This is a genomic window from Paenibacillus sp. FSL R7-0048 (assembly GCF_038004505.1).
Lineage (GTDB): Bacteria > Bacillota > Bacilli > Paenibacillales > Paenibacillaceae > Paenibacillus_AQ > Paenibacillus_AQ odorifer.
Genome location: NZ_JBBORF010000001.1, coordinates 3,081,046 through 3,101,074 on the forward strand (window position 1 = coordinate 3,081,046; position 20,029 = coordinate 3,101,074).

The 20,029-nt window shown below is 42.3% G+C and carries 22 protein-coding genes; 17 read left to right on the top strand and 5 right to left on the bottom strand.

Annotation, left to right across the window (positions count from 1 at the left end):
• The first annotated feature begins 14 nt into the window (after window positions 1-14).
• The 3 genes from NSQ91_RS13515 (at window position 15) to NSQ91_RS13525 (ending at window position 3,938) form a co-directional block, all read left to right on the top strand.
• Window positions 15-1,154: a toxic anion resistance protein gene (locus NSQ91_RS13515; RefSeq protein WP_076279087.1), complete on the top strand. Its 1,140-nt coding sequence runs from the start codon at window positions 15-17 to the stop codon at window positions 1,152-1,154.
• A gap of 155 nt (window positions 1,155-1,309) precedes the next feature.
• Window positions 1,310-2,032 (top strand): sensor domain-containing protein, encoded by a 723-nt coding sequence (locus NSQ91_RS13520; protein ID WP_076217792.1) that lies wholly within the window; start codon window positions 1,310-1,312, stop codon window positions 2,030-2,032.
• Window positions 2,033-2,546: 514 nt separating this feature from the next.
• Entirely contained in the window at window positions 2,547-3,938 is a 1,392-nt protein-coding gene (locus tag NSQ91_RS13525; RefSeq protein WP_340918185.1) for an alpha/beta hydrolase, read from the top strand.
• Window positions 3,939-4,109: 171 nt separating this feature from the next.
• Here NSQ91_RS13525 and NSQ91_RS13530 read toward each other — a convergent pair whose 3' ends face one another.
• Window positions 4,110-4,838, bottom strand: a complete 729-nt coding sequence (locus NSQ91_RS13530) for an SDR family oxidoreductase (RefSeq protein WP_076279085.1) — start codon at window positions 4,836-4,838, stop codon at window positions 4,110-4,112.
• A 165-nt stretch (window positions 4,839-5,003) separates the two neighbouring features.
• On the opposite strand from NSQ91_RS13530, the gene NSQ91_RS13535 reads away from it, so the two are divergent.
• From NSQ91_RS13535 to NSQ91_RS13565, 7 genes are all read left to right on the top strand, one after another.
• Window positions 5,004-5,342, top strand: a complete 339-nt coding sequence (locus tag NSQ91_RS13535) for a winged helix-turn-helix transcriptional regulator (RefSeq protein ID WP_076126032.1) — start codon at window positions 5,004-5,006, stop codon at window positions 5,340-5,342.
• A gap of 27 nt (window positions 5,343-5,369) precedes the next feature.
• Complete coding sequence (locus tag NSQ91_RS13540; RefSeq protein ID WP_081383245.1) at window positions 5,370-5,822, top strand: hypothetical protein; 453 nt, start codon at window positions 5,370-5,372, stop codon at window positions 5,820-5,822.
• Window positions 5,823-6,042: 220 nt separating this feature from the next.
• Window positions 6,043-7,059, top strand: coding sequence for an ABC transporter substrate-binding protein (locus tag NSQ91_RS13545; RefSeq protein ID WP_076304204.1), 1,017 nt, complete (start codon window positions 6,043-6,045; stop codon window positions 7,057-7,059).
• A 22-nt stretch (window positions 7,060-7,081) separates the two neighbouring features.
• Window positions 7,082-8,089 (top strand): FecCD family ABC transporter permease, encoded by a 1,008-nt coding sequence (locus NSQ91_RS13550; RefSeq protein WP_370510757.1) that lies wholly within the window; start codon window positions 7,082-7,084, stop codon window positions 8,087-8,089.
• 25 nt (window positions 8,090-8,114) lie between these two features.
• The gene (locus tag NSQ91_RS13555; RefSeq protein ID WP_076144064.1) at window positions 8,115-9,119 is read left to right on the top strand and encodes a FecCD family ABC transporter permease; all 1,005 of its coding nucleotides are present in this window, start codon (window positions 8,115-8,117) and stop codon (window positions 9,117-9,119) included.
• A gap of 19 nt (window positions 9,120-9,138) precedes the next feature.
• Window positions 9,139-9,939, top strand: a complete 801-nt coding sequence (locus NSQ91_RS13560; protein ID WP_076304205.1) for an alpha/beta hydrolase — start codon at window positions 9,139-9,141, stop codon at window positions 9,937-9,939.
• 11 nt (window positions 9,940-9,950) lie between these two features.
• A complete protein-coding gene (locus NSQ91_RS13565; protein ID WP_081391843.1) occupies window positions 9,951-10,703 on the top strand; it encodes an alpha/beta hydrolase in 753 nt (250 codons plus the stop codon).
• Window positions 10,704-10,766: 63 nt separating this feature from the next.
• Here the strand turns inward: NSQ91_RS13565 and NSQ91_RS13570 are convergent, their stop codons facing one another.
• Window positions 10,767-11,303 carry an SRPBCC domain-containing protein gene (locus tag NSQ91_RS13570; RefSeq protein WP_076183573.1) on the bottom strand — a complete coding sequence of 179 codons (537 nt, stop codon included), beginning with the start codon at window positions 11,301-11,303 and terminating at the stop codon, window positions 10,767-10,769.
• Between the two features lie 52 nt (window positions 11,304-11,355).
• A complete protein-coding gene (locus NSQ91_RS13575; RefSeq protein ID WP_076304206.1) occupies window positions 11,356-11,688 on the bottom strand; it encodes an ArsR/SmtB family transcription factor in 333 nt (110 codons plus the stop codon).
• 345 nt (window positions 11,689-12,033) lie between these two features.
• Between NSQ91_RS13575 and NSQ91_RS13580 the strand changes: the two genes are divergently transcribed.
• The 7 genes from NSQ91_RS13580 to mnhG all read left to right on the top strand — a co-directional run bounded on the left by NSQ91_RS13580 (window position 12,034) and on the right by mnhG (window position 18,618).
• Window positions 12,034-12,672 carry a universal stress protein gene (locus NSQ91_RS13580; RefSeq protein WP_232061321.1) on the top strand — a complete coding sequence of 213 codons (639 nt, stop codon included), beginning with the start codon at window positions 12,034-12,036 and terminating at the stop codon, window positions 12,670-12,672.
• A gap of 127 nt (window positions 12,673-12,799) precedes the next feature.
• Window positions 12,800-15,664: a Na+/H+ antiporter subunit A gene (locus NSQ91_RS13585; RefSeq protein WP_076126230.1), complete on the top strand. Its 2,865-nt coding sequence runs from the start codon at window positions 12,800-12,802 to the stop codon at window positions 15,662-15,664.
• Entirely contained in the window at window positions 15,664-15,999 is a 336-nt protein-coding gene (locus NSQ91_RS13590; RefSeq protein WP_036686402.1) for a Na(+)/H(+) antiporter subunit C, read from the top strand. The genes NSQ91_RS13585 and NSQ91_RS13590 overlap by 1 nt, the downstream gene beginning before the upstream one ends.
• Window positions 15,996-17,474 carry a Na+/H+ antiporter subunit D gene (locus NSQ91_RS13595; protein WP_076304207.1) on the top strand — a complete coding sequence of 493 codons (1,479 nt, stop codon included), beginning with the start codon at window positions 15,996-15,998 and terminating at the stop codon, window positions 17,472-17,474. The genes NSQ91_RS13590 and NSQ91_RS13595 overlap by 4 nt, the downstream gene beginning before the upstream one ends.
• A 4-nt stretch (window positions 17,475-17,478) precedes the next feature.
• Complete coding sequence (locus NSQ91_RS13600) at window positions 17,479-17,952, top strand: Na+/H+ antiporter subunit E (protein WP_076304208.1); 474 nt, start codon at window positions 17,479-17,481, stop codon at window positions 17,950-17,952.
• Window positions 17,952-18,245 (top strand): Na(+)/H(+) antiporter subunit F1, encoded by a 294-nt coding sequence (locus NSQ91_RS13605; protein ID WP_036686407.1) that lies wholly within the window; start codon window positions 17,952-17,954, stop codon window positions 18,243-18,245. Before NSQ91_RS13600 ends, NSQ91_RS13605 begins: the two co-directional genes overlap by 1 nt.
• On the top strand, window positions 18,220-18,618 hold the full coding sequence (mnhG, locus tag NSQ91_RS13610) for a monovalent cation/H(+) antiporter subunit G (RefSeq protein WP_076126049.1): 399 nt from the start codon (window positions 18,220-18,222) through the stop codon (window positions 18,616-18,618). Before NSQ91_RS13605 ends, mnhG begins: the two co-directional genes overlap by 26 nt.
• A 133-nt stretch (window positions 18,619-18,751) precedes the next feature.
• Here the strand turns inward: mnhG and NSQ91_RS13615 are convergent, their stop codons facing one another.
• Both NSQ91_RS13615 and NSQ91_RS13620 read right to left on the bottom strand, forming a co-directional pair.
• Window positions 18,752-19,129 (bottom strand): PilZ domain-containing protein, encoded by a 378-nt coding sequence (locus NSQ91_RS13615; RefSeq protein WP_076126051.1) that lies wholly within the window; start codon window positions 19,127-19,129, stop codon window positions 18,752-18,754.
• A gap of 80 nt (window positions 19,130-19,209) precedes the next feature.
• Window positions 19,210-20,019 carry a hypothetical protein gene (locus NSQ91_RS13620; RefSeq protein ID WP_076304209.1) on the bottom strand — a complete coding sequence of 270 codons (810 nt, stop codon included), beginning with the start codon at window positions 20,017-20,019 and terminating at the stop codon, window positions 19,210-19,212.
• Between the last annotated feature and the right edge of the window lie 10 nt (window positions 20,020-20,029).

Here is a 20,029-nt window from a genome sequence, read left to right on the forward strand (position 1 = left end):
ATAGGAGGGGTTCTATGTCGTTTACTATGGAAGTCGTAAGTCAGGAAAAGCTGAAATCAGTAATTGAAGAGCAGGTCAAACCTGAGCCTGAGGAAGTATCACAACTGAAAACACTGGCAGTAAACAATGTCTCCGCCATTCTGGATCTGAATTTAGAGTCACTGGATAAGCGGAAAGCGGTGCTGCAATCCATTGATAGCTTCGGTATGGAAACGATGAGATCCTCTTCGGACAAAAACTCCCTGTTGCAGGTTTCAGTGGGGAATTTATCAAAGACAGGGGATGAAGGCGGCCAAGTAGCAAAAGGTTTGACGGAGCTTAATCTCCAGCTGAAGGATTTGGATCCCAGTGCAGTAGATTTTGCCAAGACGGGTTTTCTTGGGAAGTTCTTTAATCCATTACGTAGTTATTTTGCTAAATATCAAAAGGCGGATGCTGTCATTTCAGATATTATAATTTCTTTAGACAAGGGTAAGACCGTTTTGAAGAACGACAATACTACGCTGGAATTTGAGCAACAGGCACTTCGGGAACTTACAAAAAAGCTACAAAAAGAAATTCAGCTCGGCATGCTGATGGATCAGGAAATAGAGACGCAACTGGAAGCGGCTAAGCTGCGTGATGAGGATGAGGAGAAAGTTCGGTTCATTACAGAAGAAGTGCTTTTTCCGTTGCGGCAGCGTGTCATGGATTTGCAACAGATGCTTGTAGTGAATCAACAAGGAATTATGGCCATAGAGGTGGTTATTCGAAATAATAAAGAGCTGATCAGAGGGGTGGACAGAGCTAGAAATGTTACCGTGTCTGCCTTGAAAATATCGGTTACGGTAGCTAGTGCGCTGTATAATCAACGAATTGTTTTGAAAAAGATCGAACTTTTAAATCAAACCACCGATAGCCTGATCAGCGGTACCTCAAAAATGTTGAAAAACCAAGGGGCGGAAATCCATAAACAGTCGTTAGAATCAAGTATTTCAGTGGATACATTAAAGCAAGCTTTTACAGATGTGCTATCCGCTCTCGATTCCATCAGTACTTATAAGCAGGAAGCTCTCCCCAAAATGCGTGAAACCATTAATCAGTTCAGAGAGCTGGCAGATAATGGCGAACAGCAGATTGTACGGCTGGAAAAGGGAAATAAGTTGGGGTTGTAGCCTAGCAAAATCATAAATCTGGTTAATTATGCGCTTCGAAGCAACAAATCCTAGCCTTTAGTCTGGTATGACTCCAGCCCCAAGACTGTTTTGAGCCTTCTTTTTCCCACGTATAATGAGATTAATTGAAAAACGTGAGAGGAAGGACAATAGAAATGAATGATAAGTTATACACTATGCCGATGGGAGCTCTTGATTCCATGCATATTCCAGCAGAATCACAACCCCAATCTAAAACGCGCAAACGTGGAGCAAGTCCAAAGACATATCGGAGTATTTTATACTTCTTAATCTCTTTACCGCTTACGATTGTATATTTCGTGTTTATGGTGACAGGGCTGACGTTATCCATTGCGTTAACCCCAATATTCATCGGAATTCCTTTGTTTTTTGCAGTAGCTAAGGGATTGGATTACATCGTACAATTTGAGCAAGAGCTGGTCAGATCATTGTTAGATATTCCTAGACCTAGTGAAGAGGCCAGATCGGATATGCAGCTAGAGGGAGCGGGCTTCCTGCAACGAATGAAGTTAGGTTTTCATGGAGCGAAGTTTGCCCGTAACGTCATGCTGATTATGGGTCGATTCGTATCCAGTATTATTTTCTTTTCAATAACAGTAACTGTAGTAGCGGCTGCACTGGGCCTGATTACACTACCTGTGCTGCACCAGATTTTCTTGCAAACCATGGATTTGAACATTTTAGAGAATAGTGTGTTTGCTTTGTTCCAGATCGACTGGACATTATCCCAACAATATATCTCCTATGTAGTAGCTGGATTTGTTGTTGCCTTGTTAGCAAGTTGGGTAATTCGTATGCTTATGGATGTGCAACGTAGAATGCTGTTCGTATCCTACGAGGAAAGACAACAGTACTAATTGGAAAGAAGAGATTGTCTCCAAACAACCCTTACTGAATCTGAATAAAACACCAGACAATGATCCTTCAGTTCGTGGAGAATCACTGTCTGGTGTTTTTGGTCTGCGGGGAGGTTTGCTTTTGCAAATGATGAGCTAGTGGAGGCTGCCTGACTGCTTCTTTGTTTTTTTTAGTGTCGGTTACTGGTGAGGGATGTTGATGGAATCTGCGAAATAGCTGTACTTTGTGCAGTTATTTCGAGTGCCCAAAGAATAATCCTGACTTTAACTGCACTTTATACAACTAAAAACTAGAGAATCCACTTATAAGGGAGTAATTTCAGAAAATAGCTGCATGAAATACACTTATATCCAGTGATCGAGCCTTCTGTTTGATTATAGTTGTATGAAATACAATTAAACTTGAGTGCTTTTACACATTGCCCCAACTTGTGAAAAAATGTTCATAATCCCATATAAATCCTGTATAATAAGAGTTGTGAAAACGTTTGAACAAAAAATCAGGAGGGGTTCTATGCATTCAAATGGATTATTTAGATGGAGCTTTTTGGGGTTTGCAGTATTAGTTTTGTTAGCGCTTTCGGGATGTTCCAGTAACGAAAATGTAAATGAAAAAGTTGCTACATCACCAACCCCCAATCCAACGATAAGCAATACTTCTAATGCATCGGAGAACCCAACCAATGTGGGGGCGGCAAAAGGTACTGTGCACATAGAAAATATAGGTGAGCGGAGAATATTTGTTTATTTACCTGCAGGGTATGAAGCTGACAGTGAGCGTTATCCTGTTGTGTATATGCACGATGGGCAGAATATTTTCAATACAAATACCAGCTCTTTAGGCAAAGAATGGAGAGTTGAGGAGATCATTGATCAGCTCGTTGCTGATGGAACCATGGAGAAGGTTATCGTGATAGGAGTCGCTTCAAGTGATGGATCAGAACGGGGAATGGAGTATGTTCCATTTCCGGACGAGTCTATTCCTTCGGATGGAGCGAGTGCAGCCGAATTTACCCAATATTTTATCAATACAGTTATTCCCTATGTGGATGGTGCTTACCGGACCATTCCCGATCGGGATCACCGGATGATAATGGGATCGTCATTCGGTGCTATTCAGGCTTTATGGATGGGGTATCAGCACCCGGAGACCTTCTCAGCGATAGGGGCTTTATCCCCTGCCACTTGGGTAAGCAATGGACGTCTATTGGATGAGTTGGCGAAAGAGTCCGGGAAGCCTGCATTGAAGATTTGGCTCGACATGGGCGTAACCGAAGGAATGCCAATTGATCCGCTTGTGACTGTACTAAAGTCGAAGGGATTTGTATTAGGGAAGGATCTATTCTTTCAGATGGACCCTTTGGGTACACATGAAGAGAAGTCATGGAATAGACGTGTACATAGTCCATTGATTATGTTCGCCGGGAAAGAGGCTGGACAAACGATCAAGCATGAAGTAAGTGACTATCTGACATTAATCGGACCAGAAGCTATCGATATACGTCTTAATTTACTAGTCACTATGGATAATGGGATGGATTTTACAATCCTTGACGGAGTTGAATATCAAGTGTTGAATCCTGAAGTAGGGCAGGTAGACAAGGCAGGTAAGGTGAGCTTCCTGAAGCCGGAATCCTTGAAAGTAAATGTTTCATTTCAAGGTGTTACTGAAGAGCATTTGGTTAACTATGAGCATTATGTAAAGGTATTTAAAGTTTATGTGAAATCTCTTGATGTTGACGAGCATGGGGATGAGTTCTCCATTAACCTGAAGCTTTCTGCTCGGAAATTAAATTCAACTCCTGAGTATATCTCAGCGTTAGTGAGCGCTGCTGAAAAAATCGGTATATATACAATTAAGGAGATTCAGGAGGATTCCATAAGTATAATCTTTAATACGAAGTAGTCATAGAAATTAAAATTCAACTGAGATTATGCTCCTTTTTTGAATTTACTATGATCGTAACTAAGGGGAAATGATTCCCTGGCTGATAATCAGGGAATTTCTCCCTGACTCTTTAAACTAAAGAAGCTGAGTCAATAAGTAGCGTTTCCAACTTATTGACTCAGCTGTTTTTTATCGCAAAATATATCCCCCATCCGGAAATAAAGTACTTCCTGTTGTATAGCTATTGGTCATCAAATAAATCGTTGTATGTGCTGCTTCGTCGGCATGACCCACCCTGCCAAGGATATTGATATTCGTATATTCGTCGTAAGCCTTGTCTCTAGTTTCCTGTTCTGCGCCTTCCCAATTAAAGTTGGTATGAATGGTTCCAGGGGAGATGACATTTACCCGAATCGGAGCCAATTCTACTGCTAATGCTTTTCCCAGACTTTCAATCGCGCCGTTACAAGCTGCATAGGAGGCACCGTCTGCAAGTGGACGCTGGCTGAATGCGCCGGACATAAGAACAATGGAGCCTGTAGGGTTGATAAAAGGGATGGCATGCTTTACAGCATTATATTGCGGCCAGAACTTTGCATTAAAGCAACTGTGTGCAATCTCCAAGCTAGAAGTAATCGGTCCTCTAACATAGGAGGCTCCCGGAGTGAACAAATGGTCAAAAACGCCGATTTTTTCAAAGAAATCCTTCAAGTCCTGTTCATTTTGATTATCTAGTGAATGAATTTCAACAGAATCGAATCCCAGAAGCTGTTGAGCTTTCTCTAATTTATCTTGTGATCGCCCAGCGATTATGACAGCTGCACCTTGTTCTACCGCTTGTTTGGCAGTTGCAAGCCCTATTCCGGAGCTTCCTCCAATAATGACGATGCGCTGGTTTTTTAATGAAATAGTGGACATATTTATCTTCTCCGTTCATAGTTAATTGGACTTATTAAGTTCTGTTTTTTATTATTAGCTATAAAATATAACCTGCACAGTACGCACTTTTTTCGTACTAGGTACGATTTTTCGTACTAGCTGGTTCGAACATACAGTTATATAACTATCGAAAGAGGGGATCGCATGGATTTGCTGGAGCCGAGATTAACCGGGGTTCTTACAACACTTGAAAAGATCGGTGGAAAGTGGAAGCCGCTCATTTTATTTATTTTATTGATAGATGGCACAAAACGATTTGGTGAACTTAGACGGATTATCCCAGATGTCTCCCAAGGTACGTTAGCTAAACAATTACGGGAGCTTGAAGAGGATCAGCTTATCGACCGGGTGAGTTATCATGAGCTTCCACTCAGGGTGGAATATAGTATTTCAGAACATGGCAAATCGCTAATTACAGTTTTGGATAGCATGTGTGGCTGGGGTAGGATGCATAAAGAATATTTGAATAATACAAGTAAGTAGAGGGGGTACATTATTATTCATACTATTTTGCAGGAACCAACGGGTCAGACCTACAAGACGCTGGTACAGGTAGCTATGGAAGTATGTGATGAATTTATTCTAGTAAAACGTGATCAGATGGAGTTGGAGCCAGAAGGATATGAACTGCTTGAACAGCTGCAACCTTTTCTCAAAAAGGTCATAAAAGATGACTATTGGCCGGGGACTCGGCTTATGGGGCATTATGCAGATGTTTATTTTTTTGATTGTTCACCTGAAGCGGTCAATATTCTTTTATCCTATTCCACCAGCTTGTACTCGTGGGTACAGACCAGGCTGCCTGATGATCTTTGTTTTCTAAAACAGGGACAACCGTGGCTAATCAATACAGCCCATGAGAGAGAAAGCAATTTGCTCACTGATGTGGATGAGGAACTTAATAGACTAGAGGCGTGCGGATTGTTGTTCCGTGACTTATCTGAGTTTTATAACGCTGATTAAAAAGAAGGACTCATATTTATAGTGCAGAAGAACCCGCAGTTGGTGCGGGTTCTTCTGCATGTTCACTAATCATTCAACGCATCTGTTAAATTACAAGATTTCATATAATCAAAGAAAAGTATTGATAATTATTCTCATATGATTTAATATGATAACGATTCTCATTATCATTACTTTAGTTTGAAGAATGATAAATAAAATATAGATGGGGAGATTGATTATGAATCAGAAAAAATATTTATTAGCTGGGGTATCAGCAGTATTAGCTTTGAGTTTGGCAGCTTGCGGTAACAATGAAAAGGATAAGACAGCTTCAGAAAAAAGCACAAATAATGCTGCAGTAGCAGCAGAAGGAACTGCAAATAACAAAGGAAATGCGGCTCAGGAGGCTGTTGCCACTGAACAAACCGTTACATATTTGGGCAAGGATTATGTCGTGCCTGCAGAGATTAATAATATTGTAGCAGCAAGTCTCGAATCTATGGAAGATGCTTCCATACTGGGAGTGAAACCTGTAGGTGTACTTGCAATAGCTGATGCCATTCCAGGTTATCTGTCAACTGACCTAGCGGGTGCATCCTTAGTGGGGGATAAATTTGCTCCAAGTAATGAAGCGATTCTGCAACTGGATCCAGATGTTATCTTAGGGTCTTCCAAGTTTGGGGAAGATGTGGCCGGCGCACTTAATAAAATTCAAACGATGATTCCTTATTCACATATTTCAACAAACTGGAAAGATAACTTGCTCTTATTAGGCCAATTATCCGGTAAGACCACAGATGCAGAAAAAATTATTAGTGATTATGAATCTAAAGCTGCGGGTGCAAAGGCTGAAATTGGAGAAAAGCTGAAAGATCAATCCATTCTAGTCATTCGTATTCGTCAGGGGAGTATGTGTGTGTATCCTGCTGGCGTTTATTTGAATCCGGTTATTTATGAAGATCTGGGTGCTGCCATTCCTGAGGTGATTTCCTCTACAGAAGCACAAGCAGAGCTTTCATTAGAAGCTTTGGCGGATATTAATCCGGACTATATTTTCTTGCAGTTTGAGACTAGTGAGAATACTGATAATGCAACAGCTCTTGATGATTTGCTCAAGAATCCGATCTTCAAAAGCGTAACTGCTGTCAAAAATAATCATGTGTTTGTAAATGCAATTGATCCGTTGGCACAAGGTGGAACGGCTTGGTCTAAAGTAAGATTCCTGGATGCGGCAATTGAAAACCTGTTGAAGTAAAACCGAAGGTGCGATGAATAAGATGAATACAAAAAATTGGAAAGTTATATTGATCCTATCAACTTCTCCATTATTCATCGTATTAGCAATTGTTGTATCCGTCTTATATGGTGTTAAAGATATTGGAATATTGACAATATGGCAGGCGATTACACACTTCGATGCTAATAATGTGGACCACAACATTATTATGACATCTAGATTTCCGCGTGTAATCGCCGCTTTATTAGTTGGAGCGGCTCTGGCTGTTTCAGGGGCGTTAATGCAGGGGGTTACACGTAACTATCTTGCATCACCATCGATTATGGGAGTAAATGACGGATCGGCATTTGTTATTACGTTGGCTATGGTGTTTTATCCGGGATTATCGAATGTTCAGATGATTATTTTATCTATGGTGGGTTCAGCCATCGGAGCAGGTTTGGTTTTCGGATTTGGTTCATTGGTTAAAAACGGTTTATCTCCAGTCAGGTTAGCCATTATTGGAACTGTAATTGGTACTTTTTTAAGTAGTATCGCCTCAGCAGTAGCGATGTTTTTTCAAGTCTCACAAAATGTTAGCGTTTGGTATAGCTCGAAAATACATACCGTTAATCCAGATATGCTAATATTATCAGTTCCTTTTATAATCGTTGGACTGCTCTTGGCGGTTAGTATTTCTAAGTCAGTAATGGTTGCTTCCCTGGGGGATGAAACCGCGATTAGCTTGGGTCAACGAACAAAATGGGTGAAAATTGTCAGTATTATTTCGGTTATATGTCTGACCGGGACAGCAGTAGCTTTAGTCGGCAAGATAGCCTTTGTGGGTCTAATCATTCCTCATATTACACGGTTTATCGTAGGTATAGACTATCGCTTTATCATTCCTTGCTCAGCGGTGATTGGAGCTGTTTTTTTAGCGTTTTGCGATGTCTTAAGCCGTTATATTAACTTTCCGTTTGAGACGCCAATTGGTGTTGTAACAGCCTTTATTGGCATCCCTTTCTTCCTTTATTTAATTCGGGTTAAAGGGGGAGAGCAGCGTGGATAGAAGTAAAGTACAGTTTAGCCGCTATATGCTGACACTATTAGTTTTTATCCTGTTAACCCTTGTGGCCGGATATTTTCATCTTACGAATGGCGTGTTTGATATGTCTGTAATGGATGTGATAAAAACACTGCTGCGAATAGATCCTAATGCTAAATTTGACCTGGTTATTTTTCAGTTTCGGTTACCACGGATCATTATTGCCTCATTAGTAGGAATAGGTCTGGGGATGGCGGGAACTGTCATTCAAGGAATTACCCGTAACGGGCTGGCTGATCCAGGTATCCTTGGGATTAATGCAGGCGCAGGAGCTGCCATCGTTGCATTTATGTTTTTCTTTCAGATGTCGGGAGTTACTTTTTTTAAAGAAAGCTGGTTCTCGATACTAGCCATGCCGCTGTTTGGTTTTGTAGGTGGGCTTGCCGCAGTTGTCATTATCTTTATTTTTTCATGGCGGAATGGTGCACTCGATATGCAACGCTTGATTTTGACAGGGATCGCGATTAGCAGTGGTTTTGGTGCGTTGTCGTTGTATATTTCTCTGAAAATGAATGCAAGTGATTATGAGATGGCTGCGGTTTGGAGTGTCGGAAGTATTTACAGCGCGAACTGGACTTATATCATTATGATCGCACCTTGGGTGCTTATTTTAGGATTTATAATGTATCGAAAAAGCTATTTACTCAATTATTTTCAATTGGAGGATTCCAGTACAAAGAGCTTAGGGATCTCTGTAGAAAAAGAAAAGCTGATCTTTCTGTTATGCAGTGTGGGGATCGTAAGTGTTTGTGTATCTGTATCCGGTTCTATAAGTTTTATAGGCTTGATGGCTCCTCATATCGCCAGAAGATTAGTAGGGATTAATCACCGCTATATTATGTTATCCAGTGCAGTGGTAGGGATGTTTTTGCTGGTGATCTCGGATTATTTTGCCAAAACAATATTTCAGCCGGCAGAGTTACCCGTGGGTATAGTCGTTTCGATTATTGGAATTCCTTATTTCTTATATTTATTAGCAAAGTCAAGAGTGTAGGGGAGAGTGTACAGAAAAAATGACAACACAAGTAGAGCTCGAACACACAGAATCATGGAAACTTGAATCTCAGTATATGGGTTACACGTACGATATAAAGGTTTCTCTTCCGAGAGAAGCAGCACCAGAAAAGGGCTTTCCCGTGTATTACATGCTCGATGGTAATTCATATTTTCAATTGGGTCGGGATGTTGTGAAATTGCAGTCAAGAAATGCCCCGAAAACTTTTATTGCACCAGCAATTGTGATTGGCATTGGACATTATGGTACAGATGAAGAGGTCTCCAAAAGAAGATTTTATGATTTCACACCTCCAGCGAAGCAGTATGTATATCCGGATCGATTGAAAAATGCTGACATAGGACCACATGGTGGAGCTGAGAAGTTTTTGGCTTTTTTAGAATTAGAGTTAATGCCAGCAATCAACAAGAAATATAATGTGGATCAGCATAAACAAGCCTTGTTTGGTCACTCTCTCAGCGGTTTATTTGTCCTCTGGACGTTATTCACTCGTGCGAAGCTATTCCAGTATTATTTGGCCTCTAGTCCATCCATTTGGTGGAATGATCATGAAATCCTGACGTATGCGGAGCAGTTCTATAGCAAGGGTCAAGAGCTGACGGCCGATAAACAAAAATTATTGATTACCGTAGGAAGTGAAGAATCCTTTATGGTCGATGACGCAGCAGATTTATTTTCAAAATTGAACGAGTATGCTTTGCCTAATTTAGAGGTTGAGCACTATGTCGCACCCAATGAAAATCACGCTTCTGTAGTACCAACGATTATGAGTAGAGCGTTTCGAGTGCTGAACTGTTAAGGAGTGGGGATATGACGCAAATGAGGGCAGGCGAGCTTGTGCTTTTTGAACATATGGATCGTCAGATTACCGTGTATTTACCGAAAGAATATCATCTATTTCCGGAGCGGATGTTCCCAGCGGTTTTCTTACAGGATGGAGATTTTTTGTTCAAAGAGGCGATTATAGCTATAGAGAAAGATGTGAAAGAGGGAGTAACAGAGCCGGTTATTTTTATCGGGATTGATTCTCAGTTGCGGAATGATGAATATACACCTTGGGAAATGCCTGCTCTTTTTAAGGATTGGTCCTTTGGGGGCAAGGGCGATGATTATTTGAATTATGTCTATCAGGATCTTGTATCCTATATCAAAAGCTCCTATCGCATCTCTAACGAGCCGGAGAAATTGGCTTTGGGTGGTGTTTCACTAGGTGGATTAATAAGTCTGTACGCGATGTACAAGACTGAAGCTACCGTTGGGAATTTTATATTGATATCTGCGTCTGTATGGTTTAAAGATTTCATTCATTTCATGGAGACATCAAGACTAGATAGGGAATGCAGAATTTATATGTATGTTGGTGAACAGGAAGGGATCCACAAGACAAATGCCCAGAAGGACATGGTGCCTAACAGCAAACGTGCTTATGATATTTTAAAAGAGAAGATTGATGGAGCGGATCAGCGAGTGAAGTTTGAGACGGATCCGCTGGGCACGCATAATGACACGTTTTTCCTGCAATATTTTCCGAATAGTATCAGGTTCTTATTTCCAGCAAAATAAACATAATAGGACGAGCAGGAGAGAGTATTCTTGCATCGTCCTACTTATCGTGTGATAGCTGCTCTAGTTATTCTTCTGTAAATTCTCAAGATGGGCGTCCAAATTATCGAAGGTTTGGGAAATCCCCTCTAACATCCCCATATCAATCACTTGTTGCAAGGCTTCCGGAGAAGTGTATTTACCGGTATTCACCAGCTTCGTTTGACCCTCCAGGTCGATAAAATCTAGCTGGACAAGCGTTTCAGGCAAATCTTTTGAAATATTACCCTCTGCATCTGAGAATCCATCTGTATAAATGACTTGTTCTGGGACTGTAATTTCCTTATACAACGCCTTGCCCCAAGACTCCATACCGTAGAAATCCCCTTGATTCTTATCCACGCACTTCATGCAATAATGCCAAGTACCCCCTGGACGGAAATCGACATTACATACGGGAAGCGTCCAACCTTTTGGACCCCACCAGTGCTTCAAATGCTCAGCCTCAGAAAAAGCCTTGAATACTAGCTCACGTGGAGCTTGGAATACGCGCTCTAATACTAATGTGTTGCCATCAACAACTTTGGATACCACTTGGTTGGACGGGTTAGAATTTGTCATGGGATAGATCCTCCTCAAAATTTGTTTGCTTCCTGCCAATTTCGGCCTGAGGCTATGATTTATTATTGTTTTCATTGCTCTGTAGCTTTTGTAAATAATCATCCAGTCGATCGTATCGTTCTTCCCATATATGGCGGTAGGAGTTTAACCAATCGTCTATTTCCTTAAATGGATCAGGACGGAGCTTGCAAATGCGCTTGTTAGCTACAGCTTGAACTTCAATTAAGCCCGCTTCACTAAGGACGCGCAAATGCTTGGACGCTTGAGGCTGCCGTAGCTGAAGACTTTCTGCAATCTCCCCAACGGTTAGAGGATTCTCGCGTAATAGTTCAACGATCTGCATGCGGTGGGGCTCAGCTAAGGCACTCATAACGTTAGTATTCATAAACACAGATCACTTCGATTCATTAAATTCATTCGCATCTCTATTATGACATACTCTGGTTGAGCGGCTCTATAGCGCCTCCTTTTTGGTATTTCCTGTTTGTGATGATAATATACCACGGAGGGAATATTCCTGTAAAGGAATATATAATAACCATTGTATGACAACTGCTAGAGAAGGGCATGATACAAGCATTAAAAAGAAATATGTTCCATGATAACCAACAAACTTTACAAAAAACATAGGAATAGATATAATTAAGTATAACTTATCGGGTTTTAGAATTACGCAAGGGGCCTAACGCCAGTGGGCTCCTTTTGTATTTCTTGGCCATGTTACAGGAGGGTGAAGGTCATACACAATGAAAAGATTATGGTTTGTGTTCATTATGGTCCGCATGGGGAGCGTTTAATCCGGCGTGGTGTCCAACTATCTGAAATTATAGGGGCGCCATTGTTTGTATTAAATGTCGATAGTTCGGATATTGATGAATATAATCAGAGCAAAGAAATGTATATGACGGTCTGGAAACGTCTTGCCGATGAAGCTGGCGCAGAGTTTATCATTCGGAAACGTGAAGGCCGAAAAACAACAGATATTATTGTAGAAGTTGCTGAAGAGAATGAGGTTACACAGATCGTCATTGGACAATCTGCTCAAACTCGGTGGCAGGAGCTTACCAAACGTAATTTCATCAATGAACTCATTGGTAAAATGAAAATGATGGATCTGCATGTCGTGGCTGTGCAGCGGATGCGTGCAGGGCTGGAAGAAACCCATGAGGAAGGCGTTATCGCTTACCTGGTCAAAAACGGGGCTGAGTACCAGCTCAGTGATGAACCTCAGGGAGAGTATTCGCTTAAGGGAAAGTTCTTTCACGAACTACACACAGAATTTGAGAACGGTTTATTCAGAATTGAGCAAGAAGATGGAAAGGCTAGATATCTGCATATTTGTGATGGCACATTGACCGATTCTTTATAATCGGGCTTGCCCTTATCAACATTGGGGCCTTGTATAAAAGGCCCTACCAATCATATGATCTTTGGCTTTTGGTAAAAAAGTAAGTACTAAAGTTCACAACTTGATAAGCTCAAGTGGAAAAGGAGGACTGCCTTTGCTGCATGTAATCATACTTGTTCCGTTTCTAATGGCCTTAGTAATCGCACTTTTGTCCAAGAGAGCACCCAACCTTCATAGAGGATGGCTTGTTTTCCCTGGTTCACTCGTTTTGTTTGTTTATTTCTTAACCCGGATTCCCGTTATTAAAGGTGGGGATTTGGGATATGAAACCATTTCATGGATTCCTTCACTAGGAATTGATTTGGTTTTCCATCTGGATGGATTAAGTTTGTTGTTTGCTTTGCTAATCACTGGGATGGGTAGTCTTGTAATTATCTATTCAATTTATTATCTGGACCGGCGAAAAGAAGCGTTAACCCCTTTTTATATTTATCTAATGTTGTTTATGGGGGCGATGCTTGGCGTTGTGCTCTCGGATAACTTGATGGTGTTATATGGCTTTTGGGAATTAACAAGTGTTTCGTCATTTCTGTTAATTGCCTTTTGGCATCGGCGGCAAAAATCGCGGTATGGTGCTCTCAAATCTATGTTGATTACCGTATTTGGTGGTTTAGCGATGTTTGCCGGCTTTTTAATGCTTTATGTAATGACAGGCACCTTTAGTATCCGGGAAATTTGGAGTGAGGTTGGCGATATCAGCGGGCATGCTTTATTTATTCCGGCGATGCTACTAATTCTCTTAGGCGCCTTCACCAAATCAGCTCAGTTCCCGTTTCATATCTGGCTGCCGGATGCCATGGAGGCACCGACACCCGTCAGCGCCTATCTGCACTCGGCAACGATGGTTAAAGCTGGATTGTATCTTGTCGCCCGTTTCAGCCCTGTTTTTGCGGGGCAATATGAGTGGTTCTGGGTTGTGTCAGGCGTCGGTTTGATCACCTTGATTTATGGCTCCATCCAGGCGATGAAGCAGACGGACCTGAAGGCTCTATTAGCCTATTCAACGATTAGTCAACTTGGACTGATTATGGGATTGCTGGGAATGGGATCGGCAGCGGCATTTTATGTAGGGGAAGATTCAGTCTTTTACACTGCTGCAACAACAGCGGCTATCTTTCACCTTATTAACCATGCCATCTTTAAAGGCTCTTTGTTTATGATGGTCGGTATAGTTGACCATGAGACGGGTACCCGCGACCTGCGAAAGCTGGGCGGACTGATTTCCATTATGCCGGTTACCTTTACGGTAGCGATGATCGGCAGTTTCTCGATGGCTGGTTTGCCGCCATTTTCCGGGTTTTTAAGTAAAGAGATGTTTTTTACGGCTGTTCTGAATATCCGAAACCTGGATATATTGTCTATTCCCTCGTTGTTTACGCTCTTCCCGGTTTTGGCCTGGATTGCCAGCGTGTTTACTTTTGCATACAGTATGATTTTGGTTTTCCACACCTTTTTCGGAAAATATCAGCCTGAGAAGCTGGACAAAAAACCGCATGAAGCCCCATTTGGACTTCTGCTTGCCCCGTGCCTGCTAGCAGTGCTGTCTATATTTATCGGTTTTTTCCCGAATATATTATCCAAAACACTTATTATCCCTGCAATGAATGCTATTCACCCTATCTTGCAGACCGGAGAACCCTTTGTTGTGAATATTCATTTCTGGCACGGCTTTACACCAGAAATATGGATGACACTTGGTGTTGTGATTCTTGGTATTATTGTATACCGAATCTATGGCCGCTGGAGTCTGGTCGATAAAGAATGGGGCAGTGGCTACACTTTAAATCAAGTCTATGACGGAGTAATCCGGCTGGTCGAGAAATCGTCTAGGGCGTTGACTGGCACCTATATGACAGGTTCCATGCGCCATTACTTGATGTATATCTTCGCTTTCCTGATCGTAGCCATTGGTGGAGCCGTGTGGTATACCGATGGAATAACGCTTGGGACAACTGAATATGCTCCGTTTTCTTTGTTTGAAGTTATTGTTGTTATGGTTATGCTTGTGGGCGCTTTGGCTATCCCCTTTGTTCGTTCCAGAATCACAGCCATTTTGTTAACAGGAATGGTTGGTTATATGGTTACTTTACTCTTTGTTCTGTTCCGGGCACCTGATCTGGCGCTTACCCAGATGATTGTCGAAGTAGTATCCGTTACATTGTTCCTGCTATGTTTTCGGCATTTGCCTAAGCTGGAGAAAGAGCCGCTCAAACTTCGGTCCCGCTTGCCTAAGCTAATTATTTCCATCGGGATGGGAATAACCATGACATTGGTTGCACTTGCTGCTTTAGGCAGTAGTCCGTTTGAATCCATCTCGAAATATTATGTGGAGAATAGCTATACCTTGGGTGGCGGTAAAAATATTGTTAATGTTCTGCTCGTTGATTTCCGCGGCTTTGATACCATGTTTGAAATTACAGTGCTTGGCCTTGCCTCACTTGCTATTTATTCCATGATCAAACTGCAGCTGGATACGGATGGAACTATTGCCCCACTGAAGCGGGCTGTGAAGGATAATAAACCACGTTCTTCTGTAAGTGATGATGTGTTACTACAAGCGGTAGCTAAAGTAGCCTTTGTTATGATATTAATATTTTCGCTTTATCTGTTTTTCGCCGGACATAATAATCCGGGAGGCGGATTTATTGGAGCATTGATGGCATCAGCCGCATTGGTACTGCTCGCCATTACTTTTGGGATTGATATGGTTGAGAAGGTATTGCCTATCGACTATCGTAAGTTAATCGCGGTTGGGGTATCTGTAGCTTTTCTTACAGGAATAGGTTCGTTTTTATTCGATGTACCTTTTCTGAGCCAAGCGTTTGGCTATTTCCAACTGCCACTTATGGGCAAAACAGAACTGACCACAGCAATGTTCTTTGATCTCGGTGTTTTCTTAGCTGTTATTGGTGTCACTATGAATATCATATTTACGATCGGGAGGGATAGCTAATGGAGCTTATTATTGCCCTGGCGATCGGTGTACTGTTTTCCGTAGGTGTTTATCTAGTTCTTTCCAAAAGCTTGCTGCGCATCCTTCTGGGAACCACTTTAATAACGCACGGCGTTCATTTGTTGTTACTGACAATGTCTGGCCTCAAGACAGGTGCTGCACCATTGCTGGGTGAGGAAGCGGAAGCTTATGTCGATCCTTTGCCGCAGGCGCTCATTTTGACCTCTATTGTAATTAGCTTTGGAGTAACAGCTTTTTTTATTGTTTTGGCATACCGGACTTACCGCTCGACGGGTACCGATGATGTGGAAGGAACCAAGGAGGAGAGACGATGAACAACTTGTTAGTGCTGCCTCTGCTGATTCCGGCCATTACGGCAGTAATACTCATTTTTCTGAAAGAACGAGTACGTCTGCAACGAATCATAAGTGCCGTGAGTGTGTTTTTAAATATCTTTGTTGCAGGATTCATTGTGTATCAGGTAAATACAAACGGTATCCAGACTTTATATATGGGGGGATGGCGTCCACCTTATGGCATTGTGTTTGTTGCCGATATGTTTTCGGCATTGCTCGTGTTGACTGCGGCCATTGTTGGCGCGGCTTGTCTGTTTTTTTCCTTCGCTAGCATTGGGGAAGACAGGGAACGGTTTTATTACTATCCGTTTTTCCATTTTTTATTAACCGGGGTATTTGGCTCTTTCCTCACCGGGGACCTGTTTAACTTGTTTGTCTGCTTTGAGGTGCTGTTAGTTGCCTCTTACGCTTTGATCGTACTTGGTGGGTCCAAGGGTCAACTGCGAGAGACATTAAAGTATGTATTAATTAATGTGATTTCCTCTTCCTTGTTTGTGGCGACGATTGCTTATTTATATGCCGCGACAGGAACACTGAATATGGCGCATCTATCTATGCGTGTAGCAGAGGCGGAACAAGGCGGTGTAATGAACGTCATTGCGGTTCTGCTGCTAATTGTATTTTCGATTAAGGCAGGTTTACTGCTCTTTTTCTGGCTTCCCGATTCTTATAGTGCACCGCCATTGGCTGTTAGAGCCCTGTTTGGGGCTTTGCTAACCAAGGTCGGATTGTATGCAATTACTCGTACCTTTACTTTGATTTTTATTCAAGAACCGGGACTTACCCATACATTGATTGCCTGGATGGCGGGGGCGACGATGATACTTGGGGCAATCGGGGCATTGGCATACAACGATTTGGGCCGAATATTTAATTATAATATCATCATCAGTGTAGGATTTATTGCTTTTGGGATCTCTGTCGCGACTCAGGATTCGTTAAATGGTGTAGTGTTTTATTTAATGCATGACATGGTTGCCAAAGCATTATTATTCTTTCTGGGTGGGATGATTATCTCAGCTTCAGGCACTGACCGCTTAAAAGAAATGGGTGGTTTAATCCGACGTTATCCGTGGACCGGCTGGATGTTTTTTGTACTGACTTTGGCATTGGTTGGTGTTCCGCCCCTTAGTGGTTTCGCTGGAAAAGTGATGATGGTGCGGAGTGGATTTGGCGAGAATCACGTGGCTCTGGCGCTGATTGCACTTGCATCCAGCTTCGTAGTGTTATATTCCTTGATCAAGGTATTCCAGCAAGTGTTCTGGGGTGGCGAGAAAAGGGAAGAACAAGTCAAACCGCCTCATTATAAAGCTATGATGGCACCGGCAGCTGTTCTGTTCGCGATTGTAATTCTGATGGGTGTGGGTGCGGAGACGGTAAACGGACTTGTCAGCCAAGCCGGAGCTGTACTGGCTGATCCAGCACTATACATTAACGCTGTCATGAAGGAGTGATACTATGGCTTTTCAACTATTATTGAATTTCATGATAGCATTCCTGTGGATGTTCCTGCACAATGACTGGACTGGGCCACGTTTCGTCATTGGTTTCTTGATCGGTATCCTCATTCTGCTCGGAATGCGACGTTTTTGGCCCAAATTATATCTAGGAAAAGTGTGGGCAATTATTAAGCTAATTCTGTTGCTGCTGCGGGAGCTGGTCGTTTCAAGTTATGTAGTAGTAAAAGCTGTTCTGAGACCGGAGCTTAATATACGTCCGGCAATCTTGAAATATACTACAGAGCTGAAATCGGATTGGGAAGTGGCTACGTTGATCACATTGCTCTGCCTTACTCCCGGATCTGTGGTACTTGAAGTATCGGATGATAACCGGACTTTGTATATTCATGCCATGGATGTTGAGGATCCCGCACAGTTCAGAGCGAATATCCGTGACACCTTTGAGCGTGCGATATTGGAGGTGACCCGTTAATGATCCATTTTATTCTTATGCTCTCGCTTACGATTATGGCGCTGGCGATTGGTGTATGTGCCTGGCGGTTGTTGAAGGGACCTTCTTTGCCCGACCGGGTAGCGGCACTGGATACGATTGGAATTAATCTGTTAGCCATGGTAGCCGTTCTTTCTGTTTTACTCCGAACGCAGGCTTTTATCGAAATTATTTTGTTAATAGGCATTCTTTCCTTTATCGGCACGACGGCATTTGCCAGATACATCGAAAGGGGAGTGGTGCTTGAACATGGAAATGATCAAGACAGTCGGTGAATTGCTGTTTGCCTTATTAATACTGATGGGGGCATTGCTTAGTGCTGTAAGTGCTTATGGTCTGATTCGGCTGCCTGATGTTTATCTGAGATCACATGCTGCTGCCAAAAGTGCCACCCTTGGTGTTTTATGTGTTCTGAGCGGGGCCTTTCTATATTTTGCATTTTTTCTAGATCATATAAGTGCTAAGCTGCTACTGGGGATTGTCTTTGTATTTATGACCTCACCTTTATCTGCGCATTTGACGGGCAGAGCTGCTTATCGCTCAGGGGTTCCCTTATGGAATCGCAGAATTCAAGATGATTTAAGAGAGGTACTGGAGAAAGAAAAAGCTGTAGCAGCATCCCCTGAACGGGATGTGCCTCAAGAATAAAATCCATGAAATGGTGATCTGCGATTTCGGATTACAACAATAAGTTTGGATCGCAATAGCTAAAAAGCAACAACCCTGCATGAAAACGCGGGGTTGTTGCTTTTTTAGATTAAAACTACTCTTTTTTGTTATCTTAACGAACTAATATTTTGCCTTCTCCAGCAAGGATGCGAAGTACTCTTGGGAGTCGATCACCATCATTCTCAGGGATGTCCAATTGAATGCCGTAGTGGAAACTGCCTTGTTGTTCTTTGTTCCATTTCAATATTCCTTCTATGTACATAGATTCATCCGTAAGATTCATTTCCATGCCAATGCGTACTAGGTTATTTTCTGGGTTGATATTGAGGGGTAACGATAAGTGGCAACCCGATCGACTGATGTCGAACAATACAGCCCTTACAGGCTTGGAAGGAACCTGGATTCCGTTAATAGTAAGAATATGAAGATCAAATGTTACAGGTTCTTTAAGGGTATATCGAAAAGGTTCGGTTCTGCGATTAGTGTTCATATGCTCCTCCATACTTTTCCATGTAATATAAATTATCGACATAAAAGTAGGATTAGTGAAGAGCTGATTCCATTTTTGATTTATTTCACTACTTGAGCAGTCTCGTAGGTAAGGCAGCGCAGACTTTGATCAGGATAACGCATTTCTGCCGTGTAGCTGCTGCCATCTTCCAGCATCATCTGAACAGCGACCATGCCGCGTTTATCATTGGTGTCAGTGTTGATCAGTGTTGCTGTAGCAATTTTCCGGCTTTCTTTTTGTTTATCTGTTAGGATAGTTATGGCCGCATTGATCCAACGGGCATTTTTATAGATAGTGCTGCCAGCAGAAGCGCTAATTGGTGTTCTTTTCAGAGCAATATTAATCGCGGTCGTATTCACTACCATACCGTTTATGGGATCAATTAGTACATCATATTCCCAGAATTCCTTACCTTGCCCTTCTAGGGTCTTGGCGTTATATGGACTGAAATGTACAGCCCATGTCCACGGCAGCGAGGTTCGGGTATCACTCAGAATAACCCGCATCTGCAGCTTGGCAATATCCACATCGAATAATTTGCGTACGCTTGAAGCAGCCAGAATAACGGCATCAGTTTGACTCAAATTCTCTGCAGCAGGCGGTGTGACAGTGGTCCGTTTGGATTCAGAAGTCTCATGACCCGCCATGTCTATGAAATTCTTAATGGTTTGTATTTCTTTAGGACTCATCTGCGGTTGCAGATCGTCATTCACTGTGGACACCGGCGTTGGTGCTTCCAACTTCACCCCTGGGGTTTTGGTGCTGGTTAAAGCTAAATGGGTGGTGTTTTGAATGACTGCACTGACGATTAGCAGACTCCCCGAGAACAGGAGTATAGCTAAAGTAGTGGGGAATTTTTTGTTATTCACTTGAATAACC

What these genes read in the sequence shown, in the direction of transcription:
- NSQ91_RS13515 (WP_076279087.1), top strand. Translation starts at nt 15, where the DNA reads ATGTCGTTTACTATGGAAGTCGTAAGTCAGGAAAAGCTGAAATCAGTA.
- NSQ91_RS13520 (WP_076217792.1), top strand. Translation starts at nt 1,310, where the DNA reads ATGAATGATAAGTTATACACTATGCCGATGGGAGCTCTTGATTCCATG.
- NSQ91_RS13525 (WP_340918185.1), top strand. Translation starts at nt 2,547, where the DNA reads ATGCATTCAAATGGATTATTTAGATGGAGCTTTTTGGGGTTTGCAGTA.
- NSQ91_RS13530 (WP_076279085.1), bottom strand. Translation starts at nt 4,838, where the DNA reads ATGTCCACTATTTCATTAAAAAACCAGCGCATCGTCATTATTGGAGGA.
- NSQ91_RS13535 (WP_076126032.1), top strand. Translation starts at nt 5,004, where the DNA reads ATGGATTTGCTGGAGCCGAGATTAACCGGGGTTCTTACAACACTTGAA.
- NSQ91_RS13545 (WP_076304204.1), top strand. Translation starts at nt 6,043, where the DNA reads ATGAATCAGAAAAAATATTTATTAGCTGGGGTATCAGCAGTATTAGCT.
- NSQ91_RS13550 (WP_370510757.1), top strand. Translation starts at nt 7,082, where the DNA reads ATGAATACAAAAAATTGGAAAGTTATATTGATCCTATCAACTTCTCCA.
- NSQ91_RS13555 (WP_076144064.1), top strand. Translation starts at nt 8,115, where the DNA reads ATGCTGACACTATTAGTTTTTATCCTGTTAACCCTTGTGGCCGGATAT.
- NSQ91_RS13560 (WP_076304205.1), top strand. Translation starts at nt 9,139, where the DNA reads ATGACAACACAAGTAGAGCTCGAACACACAGAATCATGGAAACTTGAA.
- NSQ91_RS13565 (WP_081391843.1), top strand. Translation starts at nt 9,951, where the DNA reads ATGACGCAAATGAGGGCAGGCGAGCTTGTGCTTTTTGAACATATGGAT.
- NSQ91_RS13570 (WP_076183573.1), bottom strand. Translation starts at nt 11,303, where the DNA reads ATGACAAATTCTAACCCGTCCAACCAAGTGGTATCCAAAGTTGTTGAT.
- NSQ91_RS13575 (WP_076304206.1), bottom strand. Translation starts at nt 11,688, where the DNA reads ATGAATACTAACGTTATGAGTGCCTTAGCTGAGCCCCACCGCATGCAG.
- NSQ91_RS13590 (WP_036686402.1), top strand. Translation starts at nt 15,664, where the DNA reads ATGGAGCTTATTATTGCCCTGGCGATCGGTGTACTGTTTTCCGTAGGT.
- NSQ91_RS13595 (WP_076304207.1), top strand. Translation starts at nt 15,996, where the DNA reads ATGAACAACTTGTTAGTGCTGCCTCTGCTGATTCCGGCCATTACGGCA.
- NSQ91_RS13600 (WP_076304208.1), top strand. Translation starts at nt 17,479, where the DNA reads ATGGCTTTTCAACTATTATTGAATTTCATGATAGCATTCCTGTGGATG.
- NSQ91_RS13605 (WP_036686407.1), top strand. Translation starts at nt 17,952, where the DNA reads ATGATCCATTTTATTCTTATGCTCTCGCTTACGATTATGGCGCTGGCG.
- mnhG (WP_076126049.1), top strand. Translation starts at nt 18,220, where the DNA reads ATGGAAATGATCAAGACAGTCGGTGAATTGCTGTTTGCCTTATTAATA.
- NSQ91_RS13615 (WP_076126051.1), bottom strand. Translation starts at nt 19,129, where the DNA reads ATGAACACTAATCGCAGAACCGAACCTTTTCGATATACCCTTAAAGAA.